The organism is Arthrobacter sp. B6 (assembly GCF_001663775.1).
GTDB lineage: Bacteria > Actinomycetota > Actinomycetes > Actinomycetales > Micrococcaceae > Arthrobacter.
Genome location: NZ_KV467168.1, coordinates 3,172,011 through 3,188,393, shown reverse-complemented (window position 1 = coordinate 3,188,393; position 16,383 = coordinate 3,172,011). Strand labels below are relative to the sequence as shown.

At 66.2% G+C, this 16,383-nt stretch carries 16 protein-coding genes; 10 read left to right on the top strand and 6 right to left on the bottom strand.

All coding sequences use genetic code 11. The features are described from left to right. Nucleotides 1-25 precede the first annotated feature (25 nt). The 5 genes from aceB (at nt 26) to AU175_RS14140 (ending at nt 5,530) form a co-directional block, all read left to right on the top strand. Nucleotides 26-1,624: a malate synthase A gene (aceB, locus tag AU175_RS14160; RefSeq protein WP_066290050.1), complete on the top strand. Its 1,599-nt coding sequence runs from the start codon at nt 26-28 to the stop codon at nt 1,622-1,624. Nucleotides 1,625-1,627: 3 nt separating this feature from the next. After that, on the top strand, nt 1,628-2,950 hold the full coding sequence (locus AU175_RS14155; RefSeq protein ID WP_066290049.1) for a DUF6986 family protein: 1,323 nt from the start codon (nt 1,628-1,630) through the stop codon (nt 2,948-2,950). Next, the gene (locus AU175_RS14150; protein WP_066290048.1) at nt 2,947-3,768 is read left to right on the top strand and encodes a bifunctional allantoicase/(S)-ureidoglycine aminohydrolase; all 822 of its coding nucleotides are present in this window, start codon (nt 2,947-2,949) and stop codon (nt 3,766-3,768) included. Before AU175_RS14155 ends, AU175_RS14150 begins: the two co-directional genes overlap by 4 nt. 177 nt (nt 3,769-3,945) lie before the next feature. Further along, a complete protein-coding gene (locus AU175_RS14145) occupies nt 3,946-5,103 on the top strand; it encodes a serine hydrolase domain-containing protein (protein ID WP_066290047.1) in 1,158 nt (385 codons plus the stop codon). Nucleotides 5,104-5,167: 64 nt separating this feature from the next. After that, nucleotides 5,168-5,530, top strand: a complete 363-nt coding sequence (locus AU175_RS14140; RefSeq protein ID WP_066290044.1) for a VOC family protein — start codon at nt 5,168-5,170, stop codon at nt 5,528-5,530. 37 nt (nt 5,531-5,567) lie between these two features. On the opposite strand, the gene AU175_RS14135 is transcribed toward AU175_RS14140, so the two are convergent. Next, nucleotides 5,568-6,749 carry a zinc-dependent alcohol dehydrogenase gene (locus tag AU175_RS14135; RefSeq protein ID WP_066290042.1) on the bottom strand — a complete coding sequence of 394 codons (1,182 nt, stop codon included), beginning with the start codon at nt 6,747-6,749 and terminating at the stop codon, nt 5,568-5,570. Nucleotides 6,750-6,920: 171 nt separating this feature from the next. Here AU175_RS14135 and AU175_RS14130 point away from each other — a divergent pair, with 171 nt between their 5' ends. Next, nucleotides 6,921-7,169, top strand: coding sequence for a hypothetical protein (locus AU175_RS14130; RefSeq protein ID WP_066290041.1), 249 nt, complete (start codon nt 6,921-6,923; stop codon nt 7,167-7,169). Nucleotides 7,170-7,184: 15 nt separating this feature from the next. Here AU175_RS14130 and AU175_RS14125 read toward each other — a convergent pair whose 3' ends face one another. The 3 genes from AU175_RS14125 to AU175_RS14115 form a co-directional block, all read right to left on the bottom strand. Beyond that, nucleotides 7,185-7,910, bottom strand: a complete 726-nt coding sequence (locus tag AU175_RS14125; RefSeq protein WP_066290040.1) for an HAD family hydrolase — start codon at nt 7,908-7,910, stop codon at nt 7,185-7,187. Beyond that, entirely contained in the window at nt 7,910-8,203 is a 294-nt protein-coding gene (locus AU175_RS14120; protein ID WP_066290038.1) for a hypothetical protein, read from the bottom strand. Before AU175_RS14120 ends, AU175_RS14125 begins: the two co-directional genes overlap by 1 nt. Before the next feature lie 120 nt (nt 8,204-8,323). Further along, nucleotides 8,324-10,132 carry a glycoside hydrolase family 15 protein gene (locus AU175_RS14115; protein ID WP_066291142.1) on the bottom strand — a complete coding sequence of 603 codons (1,809 nt, stop codon included), beginning with the start codon at nt 10,130-10,132 and terminating at the stop codon, nt 8,324-8,326. Between the two features lie 147 nt (nt 10,133-10,279). On the opposite strand from AU175_RS14115, the gene AU175_RS14110 reads away from it, so the two are divergent. The 3 genes from AU175_RS14110 to AU175_RS14100 are packed head-to-tail and all read left to right on the top strand — an operon-like array spanning nt 10,280 to nt 12,851. Further along, nucleotides 10,280-11,014: a GAF and ANTAR domain-containing protein gene (locus tag AU175_RS14110; protein WP_082979164.1), complete on the top strand. Its 735-nt coding sequence runs from the start codon at nt 10,280-10,282 to the stop codon at nt 11,012-11,014. 1 nt (nt 11,015) lies between these two features. Continuing rightward, nucleotides 11,016-11,747: a DUF72 domain-containing protein gene (locus AU175_RS14105; RefSeq protein ID WP_066290036.1), complete on the top strand. Its 732-nt coding sequence runs from the start codon at nt 11,016-11,018 to the stop codon at nt 11,745-11,747. A 45-nt stretch (nt 11,748-11,792) separates the two neighbouring features. After that, the gene (locus AU175_RS14100; RefSeq protein WP_066290035.1) at nt 11,793-12,851 is read left to right on the top strand and encodes an App1 family protein; all 1,059 of its coding nucleotides are present in this window, start codon (nt 11,793-11,795) and stop codon (nt 12,849-12,851) included. 9 nt (nt 12,852-12,860) lie between these two features. Here AU175_RS14100 and AU175_RS14095 read toward each other — a convergent pair whose 3' ends face one another. Further along, nucleotides 12,861-14,408, bottom strand: coding sequence for a glycoside hydrolase family 1 protein (locus tag AU175_RS14095; RefSeq protein WP_066290033.1), 1,548 nt, complete (start codon nt 14,406-14,408; stop codon nt 12,861-12,863). Between the two features lie 162 nt (nt 14,409-14,570). Between AU175_RS14095 and AU175_RS14090 the strand changes: the two genes are divergently transcribed. Continuing rightward, complete coding sequence (locus AU175_RS14090) at nt 14,571-15,998, top strand: AAA family ATPase (protein ID WP_066290030.1); 1,428 nt, start codon at nt 14,571-14,573, stop codon at nt 15,996-15,998. Here the strand turns inward: AU175_RS14090 and AU175_RS14085 are convergent. Beyond that, on the bottom strand, nt 15,990-16,367 hold the full coding sequence (locus tag AU175_RS14085; RefSeq protein ID WP_066290027.1) for a hypothetical protein: 378 nt from the start codon (nt 16,365-16,367) through the stop codon (nt 15,990-15,992). The genes AU175_RS14090 and AU175_RS14085 overlap by 9 nt on opposite strands. Nucleotides 16,368-16,383 lie beyond the last annotated feature (16 nt).

Below are 16,383 nucleotides of genomic sequence, written 5' to 3'. Positions count from 1 at the left end.
TTCGCAGCCAACGAAAGGACCAGAAATGGCCATCACTGTCACAGACCCCCGGCCGATCGAACGCGCGGAGGAGATCCTCACCCCCAAGGCCCTGGCGTTCCTCGAAGAGCTCCACAACCGCTTCGCCGGCACCCGCAACGAGCTGCTCGCCGCGCGCGGCGTCAAGCGCCAGCGGGTAGCGGACACCGGCAGGCTGGACTTCCTGCCGGAAACCCAGGACGTGCGCGACGGCGACTGGACGGTTGCGCCGGCACCGGCAGCACTGCAGGACCGCCGGGTGGAAATGACCGGCCCCGCCTCTCCGGCCAAGATGGCCATCAACGCCCTGAACTCCGGCGCCAAGGTGTGGCTGGCAGACCTTGAGGACGCCAGCACCCCCACCTGGGGCAACGTCATCGACTCCATCCTGAACCTCCGCGATGCCGCGCAGGGAACCCTGAGCCACACCTCGGCCGAAGGCAAGGAGTACACGCTCCGCACCGACGCCCCGCTGGCCGTCGTGGTGGCCCGCCCGCGCGGCTGGCACATGCCGGAAAAACACTTGCTGGTCAACGGCGAACCTGCCGTGGGAGCGCTGGTGGACTTCGGCCTGCACTTCTTCCACGTGGCCAAGCAGCTGGTCCTCAACGGCCACGGCCCGTACTACTACCTGCCCAAGATGGAAAGCCACCTCGAGGCCCGGCTCTGGAACGACGTCTTTGTTTTCGCGCAGGACTTCCTGGGCCTCGGCCAGGGCAGCATCCGCGCCACGGTGCTGATCGAAACCATCCCGGCAGCGTTCGAGATGGACGAGATCCTCTATGAGCTGCGCGACCACGCCTCCGGTCTTAACGCCGGCCGCTGGGACTACCTGTTCAGCATCATCAAGTACTTCCGCGACGCCGGCGAGGAGTTTGTGCTCCCGGACCGTGCCTCGGTGGTCATGACCGCTCCGTTCATGCGTGCCTACACCGAGCTGCTGGTCAAGACCTGCCACCAGCGCGGCGCCTTCGCGATGGGAGGGATGGCCGCCGTCATCCCCAACCGCCGGCACCCCGAGGTCACCGAAGCCGCCTTCGCCAAGGTCCGCGCGGACAAGACCCGCGAGGCCAACGACGGGTTCGACGGCTCCTGGGTGGCGCACCCGGACCTTGTCCCCACCTGCCGCGAGGTGTTCGACGCCGTGCTCGGCGACCGCCCCAACCAGCTGGACAAGCAGCGCCCCGAAGTCTCGGTCACCGCTGACCAGCTGCTGGACATCGGCTCCGCGGACGGCCAGGTGACCGAAGGCGGGCTGCGCCTGAACCTGTACGTCGCCGTCGCATACACGGCCGTCTGGCTGTCCGGCAACGGCGCGGTGGCCATCCACAACCTCATGGAGGACGCCGCCACCGCGGAGATCTCCCGTTCCCAGGTGTGGCAGCAGATCCGCAACAAGTCCGTCCTGGCCGACACCGGAAACACCGTTACGCGGGAGCTGGTGGAGCGGATCCTGGGCGAGGAGACGGAACGGCTCCGCACCGAGTTCGGGGATGAAGCCTTCCGTCTCTACTACAAGCCGGCCAGCGACCTGATCGCCGACATCTGCCTGTCCGAGGAGTACACGGACTTCCTCACCACCCCGGCCTACGAACTGGTGGGCTGAGGCATGCCGGCCTCTCCCAAGCCGTCACTCTCCGCGGCGGATACCGCACACATCGACGCCCAGCTGGCCGCCACGGACCGGCTGCTGGACCGGAACTATCCGGGCGACGACGGCTCACGCCAGCCCGTCCACACCGTCTACGTCCCCGCTGACCGGTTCACGCCGTCGTTCGCCGCTGACTGGGGTTCCCAGGCACTGGCGACGGCGGCGGCCCACGGCGGGCTGGAACGGCTGGGGCGGCTCCTGGGCCAGGACGCGGAACTCGCCGGGACGGTCGCGTCAAGGGTCCAGGCAAAGCTGGAAAGCGAACCGGTCGAGGACCTCCGCCTGGACTTCGAGGACGGCTTCGGGGACAGGGGCGACGACGCCGAGGATGCTGCCGCCGTTGCCGCGGCAGCCGCCGTGGCCACCGCCGTCGCGGCCGGCTCCGCACCGCCGTTCATCGGGATCCGGTTCAAATGCTTCGAGGCGCCCACCAGGGCCCGCGGCCTGCGCACGCTGGACCTCTTCGTCTCAGGACTGGCGTCCTCGGGCGAGCTGCCGGCCGGACTCATCCTGACCCTGCCCAAGGTCACCACCGTGGCGCAGGTGCAGGCCATGGACTACGCAGTGTCCCGGCTGGAGGAAGTTCACGGACTGCCGGCAGGCCGGCTGCGCTTCGAGGTCCAGGTGGAAACGCCGCAGCTGATCCTTGGCCCCGAAGGGACCTCCCCCGTGGCGCAGCTGCCGCACGCGGTCCCCGGCCGGATCAGCGGGCTGCACTATGGCACGTACGACTACTCCGCGTCCCTGCAGATCCCGGCCGAGTACCAGTCCATGGAGCACCCCGTGGCGGACTTTGCCAAGGAAGTGATGCAGCTGGCCGTGGCCGGCACGGGCATCCGGCTTTCGGACGGGTCCACCAACATCATCCCTGTGGGCGACAACGTGGAGAACGCCTGGCAGCTGCACGGCCGCCTGGTCCGGCGTTCCCTGGAACGAGGCTACTACCAGGGCTGGGACCTGCACCCGGCGCAGCTGCCCAGCCGCTTCGCTGCCACCTACGCCTTCTACCGGCAGGGCCTTCCCGCCGCTGCCGCCCGGCTCCACAACTACGTGGAGCAGACCGAAGGTGGAGTCATGGACGAGCCCGCCACGGCCCGCGCGCTGGCCGCGTTCGTGCTGCGCGGCGTCCAGTGCGGCGCCGTGGGTGCCGATGAGGTCCAGGCGCTGGCCGGCGTCGGCCTGCCCCGGCTGACCGGGCTGGCGCACCCCCGCCTCGCCGCCAAATCCGCACCGCTGTCTTCCACATCGCTGTCTTCTACACCGCAAGGAGCAAACTCATGAGCACCTACTTCTCCCCCGAAGGCGGCCTGCCGCCGCAGACCCAGCTCCTCACCGACCGCGCCGTGGTCAAGGAGGCCTACACGGTCATCCCCAAGGGCGTGCTGCGCGACATCGTCACGTCCAACCTCCCGGGCTGGGAGAACACCCGCTCGTGGATCATCGCCCGCCCGATCGCCGGCTTCGCCACAACCTTCAGCCAGCTGATTGTGGAGGTAGCCCCGGGCGGCGGAAGCGACAAACCCGAGCCGGAGGCCGGCGTCGAAGGCGTCATCTTCCTGACCAAGGGATCCCTGACACTGACGCTCGACGGCGAGATCCACCGCCTCGAAGCCGGCGGCTACGCCTACCTCGCCGCGGGCGCGGACTGGAAGGTCCGGAACGATGCACCCGCCGATGGCGAAGCCGCGTCCTTCCACTGGGTCCGCAAAGCCTACGAAGCCATGGAAGGCCACACGGCAAAGTCCTTCGTCACCCGCGACCAGGACGTGGAGCCCCGCCCCATGCCGGGCACCAACGGCGCGTGGGCCACTACCCGGTTCGTTGATCCTGACGACCTGGCGCACGATATGCACGTCAATATCGTGACGTTCCAGCCCGGCGCCTCCATTCCGTTCGCGGAGACCCACGTCATGGAGCACGGCCTGTTTGTCCTCGAAGGCAAGGCCGTCTACCGCCTGAACGACGACTGGGTGGAAGTGGAGGCGGGCGACTTCATGTGGCTGCGCGCTTTCTGCCCGCAGGCCTGCTACGCCGGCGGACCGGGCCCGTTCCGCTACCTCCTGTACAAGGACGTCAACCGCCAGATCCGCCTCACCTAAACCTCTCCACCCCGCCCAACTAGGTAGCAGCAGATGTCGTTTTGACGCCTGATAACGACATTAAGTGCTACCCAGTTGGGTGAGGGGCGGGTTCTTGACCCGGTTCTGGAGTGCGAGGAGCATTGAGGTGCCGGCACTGCAGGAATGGGCAGCCCGCCGGCCCGAAGGGTCAGGGACATGCCCGGAAGCAGGGTGCACCGCATCGGAGGGAGAATCGCGGCGGCTGTGTCCGCAGCGCTGGTGGCCGCCGCCCTGGGCAGTTGCACGCCTGACCCACGACCTCCGGATGAACGGGAGACAGCGGGACCGTTCGCGGCGCTGGAGAATTTCAGCCGCCGGATGATTGAAGAGGGCTCCCCTGCCGTGCTCATCGAGGTCAGGCACGGCGGAGAGGTGTGGACCCACGCTGCAGGCGTCCGGAACCTCGACACGCGTGACCCCGCCACGGCGTCCGACGCGTTCAGGGTTGGCAGCATCACCAAATCAATGGTGGCGGTATCGGTGATGAAACTTGTGGAGGAAGGCAAGGTCAACCTCGACGAACAGGTCAGCAGCTACCTCCCGGAATTCGGCACCGTCCTGCGTCCGCCCGGTCCCGTGACGGTACGCCAGCTCCTTATCCACGAGTCCGGGCTGCCGGACTTTGCGGCTCCCCTGCTGGCTTCAGGACCCTGGCAGGAGGTCATGAGCAGGCCCCTCCCCCTGGAGCAGCAACTGGCCCTGGCGGCCGCGGTGCCGTGGGAGCGGAGGCTTGCACAGGGCTTCAGCTACTCCAATTCGAACTACGCGGCGCTGGGCCTGATTGTCGAGCGGGTACGTGGGGAGAGCATCAACACTGTCCTGAAGGAGGACATTGCCGATCCGTTGGGACTCGAGTCGACAAGCCTGCCCCGGCCCGAGGATGTGCCTGGCGACATGATCCACGGTTACGTCACCGTGAACGGCGAGCGCTTTGACGCGACCCACCCGGCGTGGCTGACGGAACTGGCCGCCGGGGGTGCAGTGTCCACTGTCTCGGAGGTGAACGCCTTCTATGCGGCCCTCCTCCAGGGACGGCTCCTCAGTGACGACAGCCGGGCTGCGATGCTGCGGCCCGTCGGCGGCTTCTACGGATTCGGTTTATGGAAGTGGAATGACACGTGCATCAACAGGTTGTACTACGGACACCCGGGCGACATCGATGGTTATGGGAGTGTTTCCATGACCAGCGAAGATGGCTCGCGGCAGCTCACGATCGCCGTGACGTACCCGCCGGCACCGCCCACTCTGGACGTCAATCCACTGGTCCTTGAGCTTGAGGAGGTGGCTGAGCAAACCCTGAACTCGCTGTGCTGAGGGGAATCGGGCGGAGCAGCCGGCAGGGCTTGCCTGCCGGCTGAGATGGGGGAAGCATTCAAACATGCTCACAATCGGAACCACGGTCATCGGAGTTCAGGACGTTGCCCGTTCCGCGGCCTTCTGGTGCGACGCACTGGGTTATGTCCCCCGTGAGGACGGCGACGACACCTGGGTGGTGCTGATTCCGCACGGTGGCGGCGGCGGGGCGCGGCTTGCCCTGATGCTCAGCGAGACCCCCGTGCAGGAACACCCGCGGATCCACCTGGATCTCTATGCGGACAACCAGGCGGCCGAGGTGGCCCGCCTGCTGGACCTGGGCGCCTCCCGCGCGGACTGGGACCTGTATCCCGGGAATCCTGACTTCATCGTGCTTGAGGACCCGGACGGGAACCGGTTCTGCGTGGTGGACGTGGCCCGGTCCTGAGCTCTGCCCGCGGACAGGAACCACTGGCCGGCAACGGTCAGGCACCCGGATTGAGGACCACCTTGATGCAGTTGTCCTCCTTCTTTTGGAACTTCTCGTACAAGGCCGGCGCGCCGTCCAGGCCCGAGCGGTGGGTGACCAGGTCCATCACACCCAGCGGATCGGCGTCGTCCTCCACCAAGGGCAGAAGCTCATCCGTCCACCGGCGGACGTTGCACTGGCCCATGCGCAGCTGGATCTGCTTGTCGAACATGCTCAGCAGCGGCATCGGGCTGGCCTGACCACCATAAACGCCGCTCAGCGACACCGTGCCGCCCCGGCGGACGGCGTCCAGGGCCGCGTGCAGGGCGGCCAGCCGGTCAACGCCCGCGGTTTCCATGGCCTTCTGAGCAAGCTTGTCCGGCAGCAGCCCAACGGCCTGGTGCGCGAAGCCGGCCACCGGCGAACCGTGCGCTTCCATGCCGACGGCGTCCACCACGGCGTCCGGGCCCCTGCCTTCCGTCATCTCCCGCAGCTCGCCAACGAGGTCCTTGCTGTATTCCAGGGTCTCCACCCCATGCCGCGCCGCCATTCGGCGCCGCTCCGGGACCGGGTCCACGCCGATCACCCGCAGGCCCCTGTGCACGCCGATCCGGGACGCGAACTGGCCCACCGGCCCCAACCCGAAGACTGCCAGGGTGCCGCCGGGCTGGACAGCGGCATACTCCACACCCTGCCAGGCCGTGGGGAGGATGTCAGAGAGGAAGAGGTAGCGTTCGTCCGGCAGTTCCTGGCCCACCTTGACCGGACCGTAGTCGGCGTGGGGCACGCGGAGGTATTCTGCCTGGCCGCCCGGTACCGAGCCGTACAGTTCGGAATAGCCGAACAATGCGGCTCCGGAGCCTTTGTCCTTGACCTGGGTGGTCTCGCATTGCGACTGCAGTCCCAGGCGGCACATATAGCAGTGGCCGCACGAGATATTGAAGGGAATGACCACGCGGTCCCCCTTTTTCAGGTTGCTGACAGCGGCTCCTGTTTCCTCCACGATGCCCATGGGCTCGTGCCCGATCACGTCGCCCTTGTGCATGTATGGCCCAAGGACCTCATACAGGTGAAGGTCTGAGCCGCAGATCGCCGTGGAAGTGATTCTCACGATGGCGTCCTTCGGATCCTGGATCACAGGATCCGGTACTTCTTCCACGCTCACAGAGCGTTTGCCTTGCCAGGTCAGTGCCTTCATGATCTGCCTTACTGTGGGTCCCCGGCGTTCCTGGGGATCATCCGACGTTAACCCTTTTTGCGACACAAAGTAAGCAGGCTGATTAGATTTCCTTGTGGTCGGCGGGCAAGCCTCATAGCGTAGGAAGCACAGGCCATCTGCATCAAATGCACGAGGCGGGAAAGGACCGTCATGTCGCTGTACCAGCCGGAACCTGTTGAGATCTCCACCCGTATGCGCCCCGGGGAATGGACCGAATCCAGCCTGGAGGAACTGGTCACCACATACCGCGCAAAAATCCTGGCGATGGGCGCCGCCGTGAGCGAAGTAATGACTGACGTGGAACGCAACGACGACGGCTCCGTCAAAGTCGTTGTGTCCTGGGCCAAGCCGGCAGTTGCCGATAACGCCGGAGCTGTCGGGGGCACGCCGGCAGCCTGATCCACCGGCAACGGGCTAACCCAGCGGTGGGGACGCGGCAAGCAGGGCGCCGATCGCACTGTCCTGCAGGTTTTCCAGGAGATCACGCGGGCCCGCGTAGACCTGAACCGCGCCGGCATCCCTGAGTTCGGCGGCACTGGTTCCGCCGCAGGTGAGGGCAATGGCGGGTATGCCGAGGGCGGCCGCGGCCTGCATGTCCCACACCGCATCACCCACATACACAGCGTCGGCGGGACTGACGTTCACGGCCTCCAGCGCGGCGACCAGGATGTCCGGGGCCGGCTTGCTTTCCTTCGCGTCATTGGCGCTGGTCGCCGCGTGGATGTGGGCGTCCGCGCCAAGGGCCTTGCGGGTGGCCAGCAGGTCCTGCGTTCGGGCCGACGACGCGAGGGCAACCGCCAGGCCCCCGGCGTGGCACTGCGCCAAAAGGTCCCTGGCACCGTCAAAGGCACGCAGTGCGGGCCAGTTCGACGCATAGAGGGCGGCGTGGCTGGCCAGGATCTCGGCGTCGGCATTTTTGTCCCTGCCCTCCGGAAGGAGGCTGTTGACCAACCGGTCACCGCCCATGCCCACGTAATGGTGAATTGAGGCCATAGGCACGTCATGGCCCTGCTGCCGGAACGCCTGCCACCATGCCAGCGTATGGAAGTACGAGGAGTCCACCAGGGTTCCGTCCATGTCAAAAAGGACGCCCCGACGGCGGGCGCTTGCGGCCGCCGGGCCCAGGTGCTGGGGGTCCATCAGCCGGCTGCGGCCCGCGTTGTCCCGGAAAGCCTCTTGGTCCGCGGCGCAGCATCGTCCCTTGCTGAGGTCACCGGCCGCACGCGTTCACGAATCAGCGTGCCCGCGCCGTCGCGGCTCCGATCCCGGATCAGTCCGGTCCCGGCGATTTCACGCGCCATGGCCACACCGGCCACCGCGGCGCGTTTGGTGGGAAAAGTCACCGAAATCGCCATCAGGTCCCCCGCTCCATCCAACATCCTGACCCTGTAGCCACCGTCCGGCGCGTCTACCAGTTCAAAATAACCGGCCATTCCAATCACCCCTCCGTCAGTCACGGCGCTGTGCTCTTTTGGAAGCGCGCTATGAAGTGTTAGTAAGTCTACTTACTGATTCCGTCGGGGAAAAGTGCTGCAGTCCCCCATTGCCAGCATTCACGCCGCATTCTCCGTCTCCGGGGGTATGGGCGTGTCACTTCGGCGTACCGTATCCTGATGCAGCTCCAACGCGCTAGTCACAAGCCCGAAGTGGCTGAACGCCTGGGGAGTATTCCCCAGCTGCCGCGCCGCCCTGACCGCCCACTCCTCGCTCAGCAGGCCCACATCGTTCCTGAGTTCGAGCAGCCGCTCAAAGAGCTCGGTGGCCTCCCGACGGCGGCCGGACCCTAAGAGCGCCTCCACCATCCAGAACGAACACGCAAGGAACACCCCCTCGTCCCCGGGGAGCCCGTCGTCGCTCTGGGCCGGGCGGTACCGGAGCACAAACCCGTCTTCGGTCAGCTCGTTCAGGATCGCGTCGATGGTGCCCACCACCCGGGGATCGTCCGGCGGCAGGAACCCCACGCGCGGGATGAGCAGGAGGCTGGCATCGAGTTCCGGGCGGCCGTAGGACTGCGTGAAGGTGTTGCGTTCTGCGTCGAAGCCGTTGGCCATAACGTCCCGGTGGATGGTGTCACGCAGAGTCTCCCACCGGTCCGCCGGACCGGGCAGGCCGGACTCGCGGACGCCCTTCACCATCCGGTCTGCGGCCACCCAGGCCATGACTTTCGAATGGGTGAAGTGGCGGCGGGGGCCGCGCATTTCCCAGAGTCCGTTGTCCGGCTGGTCCCAGATGGTCTCCAGGTGCTGCATCAGGGCCACCTGGACATCCCAGGCCTCGTCAGTGTGCTTCAACAGGGAGTTCCTCGTGAGTGACAGGCAATCCAGCACCTCGCCCCAGACGTCCAGCTGGAGTTGCTCGGCTGCGCCATTGCCGATCCGCACCGGCCTTGAACCTTCATAGCCGGCCAGCCAGGGCAGCTCCATTTCCGGAAGCCTGCGCTCACCGTGGATTCCGTACATGATCTGCAAGTCCGCGGGGTCGCCGGCAACGGCCCGCAACAGCCAGTCCCGCCAGGCGGCGGCTTCCGCCGTGTACCCCGCTGCCAGCAGGGCCTGCAGCGTCATGGCCGCGTCCCGCAGCCAGCAGTAGCGGTAGTCCCAGTTGCGGGGCCCGCCCAGCTGTTCCGGCAGCGAGGTGGTAACCGCGGCGACAATGCCTCCAGTGGGCGCATACGTCAGCGCTTTGAGCGTCACCAGCGAGCGCACCACCGCGTCCCGATACTTCCCGACCCCCGTGCACTGGCTGGTCCAGCCCCGCCAGTAGGCGGTGGTGGTGCGCAGCACTGTTTCGGCATCCACGGCGGCAGGCCTGGGCACATGGCTCGGGGCCCACATCAACACAAACGGAATGCGCTCGCCCGCACTGACTGTGAAGTCGCAGACCGTGTGCATGTTCTCGCCATGCAGCGGCACTTCGGTCACAAAATAGACGGCGTCGGGGCCGGCGATCGCATGGATGCCGTGTTCGTCCTTCCGGACCCAGGGCACAATGTGGCCGTAATCGAACCGCAGCGCCAGCTCACTGTGCATCCTGACGTTTCCGCTGACGCCCTCCACAATGCGCACGATGTCCGCCACCTCGTCGCGGGGCGGCATGAAATCAATCACGCGGACCGTCCCGTCCGGGGTTTCCCACTCGGTTTCCAGGACAAGTGTCCCGTCGCGATAGTGGCGCCGCGTGCAGGTCCCGCCGGTCTCCGGAGCCACCAGCCACCGGCCGGCGTCCGGTGTATCCAGCAGCGCATTGAAGCAGGCGGGGGAATCGAACCGGGGCAGGCACAGCCAGTCGATGGAACCGGCAGAGCTCACCAGCGCTCCGGTGTGAAGGTCTCCGACTACCGCATAATCTTCAATTCGCGCCATGCCCATACACTGCCACACGTATCCCGAAGCCTGAAGGTTCAAGGGGTGTAGCCTGAAATCAGGGTAAAGCAGCTGCCCGCGGCCACGAGTGGGTGGCCGCCAGCAGGCCAGGTCCCCGGGATCCGGCCGGCAACACGGGAGGAACCCTTGGAACAGCCGTCCACCCCCAGCCTGGTCATCGACAAAATACAGGATCTCCTCCTGGACACACAGGACGTGGAGGACTTCCTCAATGAACTCGCAACGTATTCTGCTGAGAACCTCTCCGGCCCGAGGGGCGAAGTGCTTTGCGGGATCACCTTGCTCCGCCACCGGACAGCAGCCACCGTTGCCAGCAGCGGGGAGAGGGCACGCCTCCTCGACGAACTGCAGTACGAGTACGGCGACGGGCCGTGCCTGCAGTGCGCAAGGGAAGGGGTGCTTGTGCACATCAGGGACTTCACGACGGAAACCCTGTGGCCGGAATATGCCGCCACAGTGCTGAACCACGGCATCAGATCTGTCCTCGGTGTCCCGTTCGAGCTTTCCGGGGACGACGCCAGGGCGGGACTTAACCTGTACTCGGACCGCCCCCACGCATTCGACTCCAACGCTGTTGAGCATGCCATCAGCTATGTGTCCCAGGCTTCCAAGGGAATGCGCCTGGCCGTCCGGCTGGCCCAGCACTCGGACGCTGCGGCCAACCTGAAGGCAGCACTGGAGTCGCGCACTGTCATCGATACCGCCGTGGGAATCATCATTGGGCAGAACCGCTGCACCCAGGACGAGGCGATGGACCTCATCAGATCCGCCTCCAACACGCGGAACGTGAAACTCCGCGATGTGGCCCTTGCCATTGTGGAGTCGGCAGGCGGCGGCACGCTGAAGACACATTTCAGCTGATATGACCCTCCGTATTGGAACGTCCGGCTGGAGCTATGACCACTGGGAAAATGTCCTGTACCCACCCGGCCTGCCCGCCCGCGACAGACTTCAGCACTATGTTTCCCGGTTCAGCACGGTTGAACTTAACGCGAGTTTCTACCGCTGGCCCCGGGACACCTCCTTCGCAAGCTGGCGGCGCCGGCTTCCGGACGGCTTCGCAATGTCCGTCAAGGCCCCCCGCGGGCTGACGCACGGCAAGAAGCTCTATGCACCGGAAGTCTGGCTGGAGCGGATCGCCAGGTGCTGGCATGAACTCGGAGACAAACGCGCGGTCCTGCTGGTCCAGCTCCCGCCGCAGCAGGCAAGGGATGACGCCCGGCTGGCGTATTTCCTCTCCGCCGTGCCGTGGTGGATCCGGGTGACGGTGGAGTTCCGGCACCCGAGCTGGGACCACCCGGACATCTATGCACTGTTGGAGCGGCACGAAGCCGCCTATTGCATCATGAGCGGCGCCAACCTGCCGTGCATCCTCCGGGCAACGGCACCCTTTGTGTATGTCCGGATGCACGGGCCCGACCACCAGCACCTCTACGGCGGCTCGTACTCGGACGCTGACCTGGCCTGGTGGGCCGACCGCATCCGGGAATGGGACGCCGACGGGCGGGACGTGTTTGTCTATTTCAACAACGACGGCGGCGGAAACGCCGTGCGGAACGCTGACACCCTACGCTGGATGCTCGGCGCCGGCTGAGGTCATGCGGGGGGATCGCTGCGGCGCCTGTGGCAGAGTGGAGGCATGGACAGTGCTCCGCAGAAGACATCATTGGCCGGCAAACGCGCTTTCAGGCTTGCCCACCGGCTTTCGGACAGCGTGAACGGCGTACGCCTGCAGCTGGCAAGGCGCTGGAAGTTCGTGCCAAAGACCATCGCATACCAGGGCTACGGGTCCACCGAGTGGGTCCGGGTATTGGGCCGCGTGCTGCTCACCCAGGATCCCGCACCCGGGAGCCGCGCCGAACACGCAGCCCGGAACGGCACGCAGAATGTACGGGGCTGGAGGGCGTTCACCAGCGTTCCAGTGCAGTTCACGGACGTTGAGGTCACCATCGGAGACGTGGTCACCCAGGTGAAGGCGGACCGGGGCGGCCTGATCGACACGGTGGTGGACGTCCGGCTGTCCCCCGGCTGGCACACGGCTGTCCTGCGGGCTGAAGACACAGAGCCGGTGGAAACGCTCATCCAGGTGATCGCACCGGACACGAAGTTTGGCATCGTTTCCGATATTGACGACACCGTGATGGTCACGGCACTCCCCCGCCCGTTCCTCGCGCTGTGGAACACCTTTGTGTTGAGCGAGAGAGCCCGCATGGCCACGCCCGGCATGTCGGTCCTCCTGGACCGGCTCACCGTGGAGCATCCGGATGCCCCGGTGATCTACCTGTCCACCGGCCCATGGAACGCGGCACCCACCCTGGCCCGTTTCCTGGGCCGCAACATGTACCCCTCAGGCGCGCTGCTGCTCACGGACTGGGGACTGACCCAGGACAGGTGGTTCCGCAGCGGCCAGGAGCATAAGCACCGCAACCTCGAACGCCTCGCCAAGGAGTTCCCGGACATGCGCTGGCTCCTGATCGGTGACAACGGCCAGCACGATGAACAGATTTACTCAGGCTTCGCCCAGGAGCACCCGGACAAGGTAGCTGCCATAGCCATCCGGCAGCTTTCCGTCAGCGAGGCCGTCTTCGCCGGCGGTCACTCCGAGGACGGCGACCACAGCGCTTCCGCCGTGCCGTGGATCTACTCCACCGATGGCGCGGGCATGGCCAAGCAGCTCAGGTCCCTGGACCTCCTCTAGGCCCCAAAGCTAGGCGGTGGCACCCAGCGTGGTCACGTCGTCGTCGTTCTCCTCCGTAACGGCGAGTTCCGGGCTGGCGGCCTGCGCGACGGCGGTGGCAGCCGCGGCCACCAGGTTCCGTTCTTCGAGGAGCTCCTGGAACCAGAAGTAGGACGCCTTGGGGGTCCGCTCCAAGGTCTCGAAATCCACGTGGAGCAGGCCGAACGGCTGGTTGTAGCCGGCGGACCACTCGAAGTTGTCCATCAGCGACCAGACGTAGTAGCCGCGGAGGTCCACCGTTTCCGCTTCACCGCCCGGGGCCGTGGCCCTTAGCGCCGCTTCCATGTGGTCCGAGAGGTATTTGAGGCGCCTTTCATCCGGGATGAACTTCGTGTTGGTGGACTTGTCCCGGACGATGATGTCCTCGAAGCTCGCCCCGCCCTCGGTGATGATCACCGGCGGCAGGTTCGGGTAGCGCTCGGCCATTTCCTTCAGCGCAACGCGCATGTATTCAGGCTTGACGGGCCAACCGTAGGAGGTGATGTCCGCTTCCGGCCACGTTTCCACGTGGAAGGGGGTGCCGCCGTTGCCCATCGCGCTCAGGTCGCTGCCCATGGCCTCCGCCATGCTCGCCGGAACGGCGCCCTGTCCGGGTCCGACGGCCACCTTGGTGGGCATGTAGTAGTTCAGCCCGTAGAAGTCCAGCGGCTGGGAGATGATCTCCATGTCCTCGTCGGGGTGGTCGAAGGAGCTGAAGAACTTCGCGGCGCGGATGAGGTCCGGGTACTTGCCGATGAGGACGGGGTCCGCGTACAGCCGGTTCTGGGCAAGGTCCATCAGCCCGGCGCTGATCCTGTCCAGGGGGTTGATCGAGTTGGGCACCATCGGCGAGTAGACGTTGGTCATGCCGATTTCCCCCGGGACTCCGGCGGCCCGCAGCGCCTGTACTGCGAGGCCGTGGCCAAGCAGCTGGTGGTGCACCGTGGGGAAGGCGTTGAGCATAAGGGCCTCACCCGGTGAATGGAGTCCAAGGGTATAGCCGTTGGTGGTTACGGTGGCAGGTTCGTTGATGGTGGCCCAGCGGGCCACGCGGTCTCCGAAAACATCCGCGGCGATTGCGGCAAACTCACCCAGGCGGTAGGCGGTGTCCCGGTTCATCCAGCCACCGATGTCGTCCAGCGCCTTCGGCGTATCCCAGTGGTAGAGGGTGATCATGGGGGAAATCCCGCTGGCCAGCAGCTCGTCAAGGAGACGGTCGTAGAAAGCCAGTCCCGCCCGGTTCACCGCTCCGCTGCCAGTGGGCTGGATCCGTGGCCACGACAGGGAGAAACGGTACGAGTCCACCCCCAGTTGCTTCATGAGGGCCACGTCCTGCGGCATACGGTGATAGTGGTCGCAGGAGATCGCAGGGCTATGGTCCTCAACTATCGCCCCCGGCTTGGACGCGAAAACATCCCATCCCGCTGGTCCGCGGCCATCCTCCTCCAGGGCACCCTCGATCTGGAAGGCCGCGGTGGCCACGCCAAGGGTAAACCCGGACGGGATGAGTGCTGCCAGGTCCTTGGCGGTGATATGCACGTTTGTGCCAACTCCTTAGCTGGGTTCGGAAGTGTACCCCTTAGGATGGCACACGGCCGGGCGGCTGACGAGCGTCAACCCGGCGCTTGCCCGTGTGTCCGTACGCACGGCCCGGGCGGCAGTTCGGGCCGTGCGGCCGGCGCGTCCTGCTAGGGTCTGGGAATGGATGAAAAACTGGGGAAGTTCATCGACGATTTTGCGGCGCTGGTCCAGTTGGCGCAGTCCGGAAACCATGGGGAGCAGCCCGGGAAACAGCTGCTCCAAGCACTGACCGAGCATCTCGGGGTGCCGGCCGCGGAGCTCTCGGTCGTGGTGGAGAACATCCCGCCGCACCGGTTTGTCGACGCGGACATCGTGATGGCGGAGCTGGTTGGGCAGGACGCTGCCGGCCGGCTGGTGGGCATCGGCGGCGGCGGCCAGCGGCACCACCAGTCCTTGAGTGACATGGTCCAGCAGTCGCAGCTCTTTCCGCAGTTTCCGCTCGCCCAGCCGGACTATGCAAACCTCGCAGTGGGTCCGGACAGCCATCGGCAGGCGGTGGCGCTGGGCCTTTGGCTTTTCAGCTTCGCGGGCAACCCCCTGGCGGTCCTGCAGCGCGATGCTGAGCCCCAATTCGGGCGCCAGGGCGCAACCTTGGAAGTCCTCGCCGCGGGGCAGGAAGCCGCAACTGCATTCCTCGCGGAGTTCCGCCTGCGGATGGACAGCAACAGCGTCCTCAAGGGCCAGATCATCTCCCTCGTGATGTCCGAATACGGGCCCAGCGCCGCCGGCGTGACGTTCCACCACCGGCCCAGCCTCCCGGCGTCGGACGTCATCCTGCCTGCCGGGCTGCTGCAGAAGGTGGCGGACCACACAGTGGGGATCGCCACCCACCGCGGCCTCCTGCAGGACCACGGTCAGCACCTCAAACGCGGCATCCTGCTCTACGGCAGGCCGGGCACCGGCAAGACGCACACCGTACGTCACCTGCTGAGCCAAAGTGTTGGGTCGACGGCGATCCTCCTCTCCGGCGGGTCGCTCGCCCGGATCGCGGACGCGGCCCGCATGGCCCGGGCGCTGCAGCCGTCCATTGTGGTGCTTGAGGACTGCGACCTGATTGCGGAGGACCGGAGCTTCGGGCACGGTCCGCAGCCCCTGCTGTTTGAGGTGCTGGACGCCATGGACGGCCTGGACAATGATGCAGACGTCGCTTTTGTCCTGACCACCAACCGGCCGGACATGCTGGAACGGGCCCTCGCGCAGCGCCCGGGGCGGGTTGACCTCGCCGTCGAAATTCCACTCCCGGCACCCGCGGAGAGGATCCGCCTGCTGGACCTGTACAGCCGCCGGGTGTCCTTCAGTCCGGAGGCGCTGCAGTCCGCCGCCGAACGGACCGAAGGCACCACCGCGTCCTTCGCCCGTGAACTGGTCCGACGCGCCGTGGTGGCGGCCGCGCTTGAAGACGCGCCGGTATCCGACTCCCACCTCAGTGCCGCCGTCGAGGATCTGATGGCCGACGCCGAAGCCCTCACCCGCAGCCTGCTGGGCAGCGGGCCCGAAACGGCGGCTGCATCCGGTTTCCCGGGGCCAGGATTTCCAGGCTCACTGTGACCCGAACAGGAATTCCTTAGCGTGGGCTACTGCCTTCCGGTAGGCGTCGTTCCGAAGGGTGACGAGGGGTTCAGTGTCGCCGTCAGCCGGTTCCAGGTAGCCGGTATAGCCAGGACGGAGCACCCAGATGTCACCGGCAGGAGGCAGGTAGAACACACCAAAGGAACGCTGCTGGCCTTCGTCCGCCGTCCACACCGGCACCACCGCGAGCGCCGCACCGGTGGACGGGTTGATCCACTGGGCACGCGGCATAGGTTCCTCATGCGCCTCAGGATCAAGGAACGGGGCAGTGCCCTTGCCCCAGCGTTGTTCGAAGCGCTCGTGAAAAGCTGGCATCAGGTGTGAATCGTAGCGGCGCCATTCACTCATGGCGGTGCTCCTCCTA